The 8,663-nt window shown below is 61.4% G+C and carries 8 protein-coding genes, 1 tRNA gene and 1 pseudogene; 4 read left to right on the plus strand and 6 right to left on the minus strand.

Going from position 1 to position 8,663, the window contains the following annotated elements:
• Positions 1 to 175 precede the first annotated feature (175 nt).
• The 4 genes and pseudogenes from HDR73_RS14585 to dcd all read right to left on the minus strand — a co-directional run.
• Positions 176 to 367, minus strand: a pseudogene (locus HDR73_RS14585) (dCTP deaminase); the annotation flags it as partial.
• Positions 368 to 538: 171 nt separating this feature from the next.
• Complete coding sequence (locus HDR73_RS14590; RefSeq protein ID WP_012300243.1) at positions 539 to 931, minus strand: hypothetical protein; 393 nt, start codon at positions 929 to 931, stop codon at positions 539 to 541.
• A gap of 8 nt (positions 932 to 939) precedes the next feature.
• Positions 940 to 1,437: a hypothetical protein gene (locus tag HDR73_RS14595; RefSeq protein ID WP_041464774.1), complete on the minus strand. Its 498-nt coding sequence runs from the start codon at positions 1,435 to 1,437 to the stop codon at positions 940 to 942.
• Between the two features lie 184 nt (positions 1,438 to 1,621).
• Positions 1,622 to 2,227: a dCTP deaminase gene (dcd, locus tag HDR73_RS14600; protein WP_012300245.1), complete on the minus strand. Its 606-nt coding sequence runs from the start codon at positions 2,225 to 2,227 to the stop codon at positions 1,622 to 1,624.
• Positions 2,228 to 2,308: 81 nt separating this feature from the next.
• Between dcd and HDR73_RS14605 the strand changes: the two genes are divergently transcribed.
• Positions 2,309 to 2,382, plus strand: a tRNA-Gly gene (locus HDR73_RS14605).
• Positions 2,383 to 2,536: 154 nt separating this feature from the next.
• Positions 2,537 to 3,604: a phospholipase D family protein gene (locus HDR73_RS14610; protein WP_012300246.1), complete on the plus strand. Its 1,068-nt coding sequence runs from the start codon at positions 2,537 to 2,539 to the stop codon at positions 3,602 to 3,604.
• Here the strand turns inward: HDR73_RS14610 and HDR73_RS14615 are convergent.
• Positions 3,601 to 4,881 (minus strand): DNA adenine methylase, encoded by a 1,281-nt coding sequence (locus tag HDR73_RS14615; RefSeq protein ID WP_158309452.1) that lies wholly within the window; start codon positions 4,879 to 4,881, stop codon positions 3,601 to 3,603. The genes HDR73_RS14610 and HDR73_RS14615 overlap by 4 nt on opposite strands.
• Positions 4,882 to 5,165: 284 nt before the next feature.
• Between HDR73_RS14615 and HDR73_RS14620 the strand changes: the two genes are divergently transcribed.
• On the plus strand, positions 5,166 to 6,329 hold the full coding sequence (locus tag HDR73_RS14620) for a site-specific DNA-methyltransferase (protein ID WP_158309453.1): 1,164 nt from the start codon (positions 5,166 to 5,168) through the stop codon (positions 6,327 to 6,329).
• A 36-nt stretch (positions 6,330 to 6,365) separates the two neighbouring features.
• On the opposite strand, the gene HDR73_RS14625 is transcribed toward HDR73_RS14620, so the two are convergent.
• Positions 6,366 to 6,992, minus strand: a complete 627-nt coding sequence (locus HDR73_RS14625) for a FadR/GntR family transcriptional regulator (protein ID WP_223842675.1) — start codon at positions 6,990 to 6,992, stop codon at positions 6,366 to 6,368.
• A gap of 156 nt (positions 6,993 to 7,148) precedes the next feature.
• On the opposite strand from HDR73_RS14625, the gene HDR73_RS14630 reads away from it, so the two are divergent.
• On the plus strand, positions 7,149 to 8,549 hold the full coding sequence (locus HDR73_RS14630; protein WP_012300250.1) for a GntP family permease: 1,401 nt from the start codon (positions 7,149 to 7,151) through the stop codon (positions 8,547 to 8,549).
• Positions 8,550 to 8,663: the final 114 nt, after the last annotated feature.

Consider the following 8,663-nt stretch of genomic DNA (forward strand, 5'->3'; position numbering starts at 1 on the left):
ACCCGCCGCACGAGGAGAACCCTCCCGTGAACCGTCAGACGAGCATTACCGTGGGACATCGAGGCCTCCTGGCGATGGTTGAACTGAACAGCTCCATCAAGCCAGGAGGCCTCTTCACGCCGCCAGAAGTGTCACCAACGTCACGGCCGGGTACAGCTAGATGCCGCGAGACCGGCTACTCCCCCGACTGCCCCGCGTCCGTCACCGTCACGTCGGTGTGCACGAAGTTGAGGTACGAGCGGGAGGCGGTGGGGCCGCGCTGGCCCTGGTAGCGGGAGGCGTACTCGCCGGATCCGTAGGGCTTCTCGGCCGGCGACGACAGGCGGAAGAAGCAGAGCTGGCCGATCTTCATCCCGGGCCACGCCTTATCGTCGGAGATGAAGTCAGCTACCAGCTCTTCCTGAAGTACGGGTTGGCCGAGGGGGCGGTGCTGGAGCCCGACTGGTGGTCGACGAGAGCGCAGGCGCGGTTGTACGTGGAGGAACTCCAGGAGAACGACTTTCCCGCAGCGCCGAGCTCGATGTACTGACCGTTGAGGTCAGCAGGGACCGTTGAGGTCAGCAGGGACCGTGTAGGACGCTGACGCCTGCTGCGAGACGGTCTCCGATACGCCGAGGGTGACCCCAGCGGTGACCGAGGCGGACGCGACGACTGCGTCGGCGCTCAGAGTGCCTGAGACGGAGACATCCGCTTTGGCGGTGCTGCTCTGCCCTGCGGCGATCGTCAGGACCGCGCCGCCGTCTCCGTACGCCCGGAAGTCTCCGGGAATGTAGGTGTCGACCACATCGGTGACGCTGATGTCGGGACCGTCGCCGGCGCATTCAGAGTCCGGCGTGACGTCTGCGGCCTGGGCGGCAGTGCCACCGCCGAGGAGGACCGCGGTGACGCCGATGGTGATGGCGGGCCGGGTGAGCCGGGTCCAATCGCGCATGATGATCCTCACTTCGTCGTGTAGTACGTGGTCAGCCAGTACCGGCTGCCGTTCGGGATGCTGACGTCCAGGGTCGTGCTGGCGGTGGGGTCGTCGAGAGGGACTGCAGCGATGCTGGTTCCCGAATCACCGCATGTCGCTCCGACGCGGTTGGGCTTGGCTTGTTCGACGTCGATCCAGTAGGTCCCGGAGCCAGTGCACGTCAGCATCATCACGACCTTGGTCGTGGCAGGGTCGCCTGGAGGACGCAGCGTGAGGACGCCATTCTGGTCGCCGGTGAAAGTGCCAGTGGACTCACGGACGGGGTACGTCGCAGCCACACGGGCGTCCATGTCGGCGAAGCGGGTGTCGTCGCTCGGCCCCTCTGCCGCAGGCGATGACGTCGGCGACGAATCAGGAGGCGGTGCGGAGGCGGTGTCGAGGTCCGTGCATCCAGAGAGGCTCAAGGATGTGATCACGGCTGCGCACGCGATCAGCGTCGACGGCGCGCGGCACATTGCGTTCATCGGCGGCCCTCCTGGATTGCGGTCGGTGAAGTGTCACCGGAAGGAAGGCATTCGCGCCCGCCCTGTCCACAGGACTCCTCGAGATCCCCGAGCGAGACGGCCGCCGGTCTCCGGCGTCGCTCACGATGGCGCCGCCGGCCAGGCGCCTACCCGGAGGAGCGTGCCGCAGAGGTGGCGCGAAGGGCTACTCGCCCGACTGCCCCGCGTCCGTCACTGTCACGTCGGTGTGCTGGAAGTTGAGGTACGAGCGGGAGGCCGTCGGGCCGCGCTGGCCCTGGTAGCGGGAGGCGTACTCGCCGGATCCGTAGGGCTTCTCGGCGGGCGACGACAGGCGGAAGAAGCACAGCTGGCCGATCTTCATGCCGGGCCAGAGCTTGATGGGCAGCGTCGCGACGTTGCTGAGCTCCAAGGTGACGTGCCCGGAGAACCCGGGGTCGATGAAGCCGGCGGTGGAGTGCGTGAGGAGCCCCAGGCGGCCAAGCGAGCTCTTGCCCTCGAGGCGGGCGGCGACGTCGTCGGGCAGGGTGACCATCTCGAAGGTGGATCCGAGGACGAACTCGCCCGGGTGCAGGATGAACGGATCCCCCTGCTTCGCCTCGATGAGGCGGGTCAGCTCGGGCTGGTCCTCGGCGGGGTCGATGTAGGGGTACTTGTGGTTGTCGAACAGCCGGAAGAAGCGGTCGATGCGCACGTCGATGCTCGCGGGCTGCAGCATCCCGGGGTCGTAGGGGTCGAGGGCCACTCGTCCGGCGTCGAGCTCGGCGGTGATGTCACGGTCGGAGAGGAGCACGGCAGGAGCCTACCGGCGCTGGGCGGTGCCCGGCCGGAGTCTTGCTAGGCTGTGGTCTCGACCCGGCCCGAGGCCGGTCGCGCGAGTGTAGTTCAATGGTAGAACTTCAGCTTCCCAAGCTGATAGCGCGGGTTCGATTCCCGTCACTCGCTCCATTAGGCGCCTCTATTGCGTCCAGGCCATGACCAGATTGCAAGTATCTTGGGGCGCAGAGCGTCAGGCTCTGGTCCTTGACACTTTCGATACTTATCGGCACCCTCAGAGTGGAGCGTTACCACGGACAAGCTCCCACCACCACTAGGAGCCCAGGTGTTCACTTTCCAGCATGGCAGCGATCAAAGCGAAACGCTTCTTCGGGCCTTATCACTCGAAGCCCGCGGGGCCGTAAGCGGAGGTGGAGTATTCGCTTGGACCACGACATATGGAGCGACAGCATTTTTTAGCGATCCAGAAATCGCCCAACTGCTTAAGCTCAGAACGTTTCGTTTGATCGTCGGTACGGACGCCATCACCGACGTCGCCGCGATCAGAAAGCTGCAGCAGCTTTCCGCAGATCACCCACACTTGCAAGTGGAGGCGCTCGTCAACCCGACGTCTTCACTTTTCCACCCGAAATTCGCGTGGTTCCAGCACGTCACACACACGTCGCTCATAGTAGGTTCGGGGAATCTGACTAGGGGCGGCCTGTTGTCAAACTGGGAAGCCTTCACTGCAATCCGTATTCAAAATGAAGACGAAGCCACAGCGCTTGGCCAAATTTCGCAATTCTTTCAGAACCAAGCAGCAAATATTCGCAACCTCGACGATCCAGATGTCCTCGCCCGGGTAGCGAATAATAGCGGAAGCGAGCGTAGACTGAAGCACGAGGCCGCCCGAGTGGTCAGCGCCGAACCGGACAAAGTCGTCTCCGACAGCGCCAGCGTCTTCATTACCGAAATTCCGAAATCAGGAAATAGGTGGAGTCAAGTCAACATTAACCGAGCTAGCTTTGAATCGTTTTTTGGCGTACAAGCCGTACACTCGCGACAGCTTCTCTTTCAACAAGTTCTTGCATCTGGCGAACTCGGTGATGCAGAAAGCCGCAAGTCCGTAGTCGTTAAAAGCCAAAATTACCGGTTTGAATTATCCGCAGCGCGGGGGCTCGAGTACCCGCCAACGGGACGACCGATCGCAGTATTTGTTAAGATCGACAATGATCAAATTGTTTACTCTTTGGTAATGCCATCGCAATCCGTGCATAGTGAATTAGATGCGTATCTAAACGCCACAGGGCCTAATCGGATAGATAGAATGCGCAAAGTGCGATGCACGGGCATAGAACTAAGGCGCGCCATCCCGTCCCTCCCGCTACTTCAAGCAACCCTGCCCGACGCCTAGAGACTTGCGCTAATCATTACTTCGGCCTGAGGGGCAGCGACTCCGTTAAAACGCGTTGCATTGAACTTACTATGCACTGACTTTTCAATGCGCATAACATCTACCTTAGCGAAGTGCACCTTAGCGATTTGCACGAGTTCGTCGATCGAGATCAAGCGCGTGTTTGGCCGAGCCTTGGTCCCCTGTCCCTGGGGCGAGTACGACAGTACAATTGCTGCCTCTTTCTGTCGCGCCAAACTAAAGAGATCCTCGAAGGCCTTTGAAGCCTGAGAGCGAATACTAAACGGGCTTTGATGCCGCTCCTTGCGATACAGCCCGCGGCTGGGGGAGCTTGATCCGGGCGCACTTGCAACTCCGGGATCATCACCAAGCGCAATCGTCTCAAGGACGTGGTAAAAACGACTGTAGTGATCGCGCGTGTAAGGCGGATCGGCGTAAATCACACTTGTGTTTCGTTTTAAGGCAGAAAGGATGTCTCGATAATCGCCGACTGCTGTGGTGCATTCGTATGCCGTCGGTGTTAAATCGTTATATTGTGATAATTTCTTTTCGAATAAGTTAAAGGCCGATGCGGTTCGGTTGGCCACGCTACGCTGAATAGCGGCCATCTTGAGGACACCAACCCTGTCTCTGAGACGCATTGGTTGGGCGAAGTGATTGCCCACGGTCCCAACGCTGTCACTTGCGCTACCCAACAGGGCAGCCAAAAATGTGTCGCCGCCTGGACTTGAACGCTCATACTTTATTGCCGCGGATAGTGCATCAATTTCTAAAGCTTGCCGAAAAGAGAAATATGCCCCTCCGTAGTACCGCGATACCGTCCCTCCCGCCGCCTCCAAAACAGATGCCGCTCGCGATAAGAGTCTCGAATAGGCGGATGTCTTCAAGTCGCCGCTCGCAATTATGCCTTTTTCGACATAGTCTGCATACGCGTCAGGGTTTTGACTCACAGATGCAAGCGCGTCGTCTTCGTACTTCAGAAGGTCAGTGAGCTCGTTACCAAGAGAACCAAGCCAGTCGGTTGCCTTGCTAATAATTGGGGCTGCGTAAAGCATGTCTTGGTGACGCGACTTACAAAGAGCCGAGGAGAGAATCGCTGAATAATGCTGAACATCGGATGCGAGCACTGGGCGCTCCTGCGCAAGTGAGCGTGCGACAACACCACTGCCGGAAAACAGGTCTACCGCAACTTTACCGGGCGAAGCGACGCTCTCTACCGCGGACGAAATTTCAGCTAAATAGCGCGTCTTATTACCCAGGTAGTGAATTGGCCTCATGCCAGACTCGTCGTTAATTATTTCGCTCCAATTACGTGATTCGATTCCGCCCCGGCCAAGCGACCGACAGTGCGCTTCGCGCCTATGTTGTCCTAACATTGAGCGCCCTAGAACCCCAGCACGTCGCCCTGCCCTGCGAGCACCGTTGCTGGGTTGGAGGATGCACACAACGCCTCACCAGCCACGACTTACTCGACCAGGCCAGGATCGCAATCTTCTAAACTCGTGCGCTGGCCCTGCTAGCGATGAGATCAGTAGTATAGTGTCTTGACATGGGGCTAAGCATGACGACCGAACATGTTGCGGCAGACGATCAAGGTGTGCTTCCTCTGGATCGCGCAGTCGAGGTCGATGCCAAACCAATAGAAGATGCGCCTGAGCAAAACGAGGTGCCCGCTACTCACATAGCCGTTGCTGGAGCACTGATGGTGGGCGACGCAAGTTCGGCCCTTCGGGTACTGCATGCCGATCCCGAGCGGCTTGAAAGTATCAAACTTTGCTACCTCGACCCTCCCTACAACACTGGAGAAACTTTTCGACACTACAGCGACAAGCGTGATTCTAATGAATGGATTTCTGAATTACGTGGTCACCTAACTGCGCTTATACCGCTACTAGCGCCAGACGCAAGCGTGTGGTTGCACCTAGATGACTCCGAGCAACACCGCGCTCGAGTCGTCATGGACGAAGTGTTTGGGCGCGAGGCTTTCGTCTCTACGATAATTTGGCAAAAGCGCAAGAGCCGGGATAATCGCAAGGCCTTCAGCTCGATGCACGACTATATACACGTTTATGCTTTGAGTGGACCGAAGTCATGGAAGCGCGTTCGCCATGGGCTCCCTGACCAAGGCACATTTGCCAATCCCGATAACGATCCCCGCGGGCCGTGGCGATCTGCTCCCATGTCGGTGCAGGCAGGTCATGCTACTCAAAATCAGTTTTATACGGTAGTTACCCCCAGTGGCGCACGCCATGATCCACCACCAGGCCGATGCTGGACTTTTTCCAAGATGCGTCTGGAGGAACTTGTTCGTGACGGCCGTGTCTACTGGCCTAGGGGGGGTGCTGGTAAACCTCGGTTGAAGCGATACGAAAGCGAAAGCGGAGGCCTTGCACCATTCACGATCTGGACCGCAGACGAGGTGGGAGATACTGCGAGTGCAAAAAAGGAGTTACTTAGGGACTTTCCGGGCGGGCCGGTGTTTGACACACCGAAACCGGAGAAGCTTCTCGAGCGAATAATTAAAATTGGTAGCGATCCAGGCGATACGGTTTTAGATTACTACTTGGGATCGGGAACAACCGCTGTCGTTGCTCAGCGCTTGGGTCGTAATTGGATTGGCGTAGAACAGAACGAAAGTGTTGTCGAGGAATACGTCATTCCGAGACTTCGGCGTGGAAGCGTTGTTCTCCGGGAGGTGCTTTGGCGCGTTACTAACGTTTGGTAGCAGGCAGGGCGCCTGCTTACGCGCGGAAAAGCCCCGTCAATTTTCGGCTTTTGTCGCCAAGATGGGTGGCTTCCTTACTGCCGCATGTGTGATTGGCTTGACTGCCCCATTGTTTGCTTGCAGCCCCCATGAAGGGGCATGACTTAACGCGGCCATCGGGAAAAGCTCCTTATTTGAGTGTTCTGCTGACCTCGCCAGCAGCGACATCATCTCCGCCCCAGCCGATTCGCCGTTGCGGGCCGCATCCGCCGCCTGCTCATGGGTCTTGAGCGCATGCCGCCGCGGCATCCGCGGCATCCGCCTCTGGTGCGTGCGGCCGGTATGGATCTCCGTGATCGCCTCGCGGAGGGCGCAAAACATGTCGTTGCCGCTGGCCTCGAGGATCAGGTGGTGACACTCGATATCGACGGCGAGGAAGTCGAGGTGGCGTAGATCCACTGCGAGCTCGGCGATGCGCGTGCGCTGAGCGGCCGATGCGTGGCGCGCGGCCAGTGACGCCGAGACCGGCTCGGCTGCGCGGGGCAGCTGGGTGAGGGAGCGGAAGTGGTCCGAGCGGCCGGGGCCGTTGAGGCGGCAGCAGATGATGCGCGGGTCGTAGACGTTCCAGCGGCCCGGGCCCTGCACCACGGCGCCCACGCGGCGGTTCAGCACGAGGAGCGCCATCGCCTCGAGGACGCAAACGCAGCCTCGGGTGTTGTGTAGACGTACCGCGGACGGCCTCGCCGCCGCTCCCCACGCAGGCGACGGCGCCCACCTCCACGGCTGGGCGTCGCCGCACGCGACGCGATCCACGGATCCGCCCAGCCGAACGGAGAGAACATGACCATCGAAGACTGGACGCAGACCCTCACCGCGGGTCCGCTCCTCCTCATCGCGGCCGGCGCCATCGCCGTGCTGCTGATCCTGATCATCACGCTGCGCATCCACGCGTTCGTCGCGCTGATCCTCGTGAGCCTCGCGACCGCGTTCGCCACCGGGATCCCGACCTCGCAGATCGTGACCGTGCTCGTCGGCAGCTTCGGATCCACGCTCGGCACGGTCGCGCTGCTCGTGGGGCTCGGCGCGATGCTCGGCCGACTGGTGGAGACCAGCGGCGGCGCGAAGACACTGGCCGACACGCTGATCCGGATCTTCGGCGAAAAGCGCGCCCCGTTCGCGCTCGGCGTCGCGTCGCTCATCTTCGGCTTCCCGATCTTCTTCGACGCCGGCCTCGTCGTCATGCTGCCCATCGTCTTCTCGGTCGCCCGTCGCCTCGGCGGCGGCGTGCTCCGCTACGGCCTCCCCGCGGCCGGCGCCTTCTCGGTGATGCACATCTTCGTGCCGCCGCACCCTGGGCCCGTCGCGGCATCCGAGTTCTTCGGCGCGAACGTCGGCTTCGTCATCATCGTCGGCCTCGTCGCCGCGATCCCCACCTGGTTCGTCACCTCGTACCTGTACGGGCTGTGGGCGGGCAAGAAGTTCGTGCTGCCGGTGCCGTCGCTCCTCGGCGAGGCCGACGCGCACGCCGAATCGAACCCGCCCAAGTTCGGCACCGTCGTCGCCGTGCTGCTGCTCCCGCTCCTCCTCATCTTCATGAACACCGGCCTCAACGCCGCGTCGACCGGCGGGATCCTCCCCGAGGGCACGAGCGACCAGGCGTGGTTCCAGATCCTCCGCACCATCGGCGAGACGCCCGTCGCGCTGCTCATCGCCCTGCTGTTCGCCGCCTTCGTCCTCGGCCGGCGCCGCGGGATCGACAAGACCGCCCTCGAGAAGACCCTCGAGTCGGCGCTGGGCCCGGTCTGCTCGGTGATCCTCATCACGGGCGCGGGCGGCATGTTCGGCGGCGTCCTCCGCACCAGCGGCATCGGCGACGCCCTCGCCGACGTGCTGGGCGACCTTGGCATCCCGATCATCCTGGCCGGCTTCCTCATCGCGGCGATCCTCCGCATCGCGCAGGGGTCGGCGACGGTCGCGCTCACCACGGCCGCGGGCCTCATCTCCCCCGCGATCCTCGCGGGCGACTACAACGCGTTCCAGGTCGCGGCGCTCGTCGTGGCGGTGGCCGGCGGATCCGTGGTCGCGAGCCACGTGAACGACTCCGGCTTCTGGCTCGTCGGCCGCTTCTTCGAGATGGACGTGAAGACGACCCTCAAGACCTGGACCGTGATGGAGACCACCATCGGCGTGATGGGCTTCGGGATCGCGGCGGCGGTGTTCGGGGTGGCGTCGGTCGTCTAGCTGTACTCGGCCGTGACGTTGGTGACACTTCGGGGCGTGTGAAGAGGCCTCCTGGCTTGATGGAGCTGTTCAGTTCAACCATCGCCAGGAGGCCTCGATGTCCCACGGTAATGC

The sequence above is a fragment of the Clavibacter sp. genome, assembly GCF_014802555.1.
In the GTDB taxonomy this organism is placed as follows: domain Bacteria; phylum Actinomycetota; class Actinomycetes; order Actinomycetales; family Microbacteriaceae; genus Clavibacter; species Clavibacter sepedonicus.

Excerpts from the sequence above, each read along its gene's own strand:
- HDR73_RS14590 (WP_012300243.1), bottom strand. The coding sequence starts at position 931 with ATGCGCGATTGGACCCGGCTCACCCGGCCCGCCATCACCATCGGCGTC.
- HDR73_RS14595 (WP_041464774.1), bottom strand. The coding sequence starts at position 1,437 with ATGAACGCAATGTGCCGCGCGCCGTCGACGCTGATCGCGTGCGCAGCC.
- HDR73_RS14615 (WP_158309452.1), bottom strand. The coding sequence starts at position 4,881 with ATGAGGCCAATTCACTACCTGGGTAATAAGACGCGCTATTTAGCTGAA.
- HDR73_RS14620 (WP_158309453.1), top strand. The coding sequence starts at position 5,166 with ATGACGACCGAACATGTTGCGGCAGACGATCAAGGTGTGCTTCCTCTG.
- HDR73_RS14625 (WP_223842675.1), bottom strand. The coding sequence starts at position 6,992 with ATGGCGCTCCTCGTGCTGAACCGCCGCGTGGGCGCCGTGGTGCAGGGC.
- HDR73_RS14630 (WP_012300250.1), top strand. The coding sequence starts at position 7,149 with ATGACCATCGAAGACTGGACGCAGACCCTCACCGCGGGTCCGCTCCTC.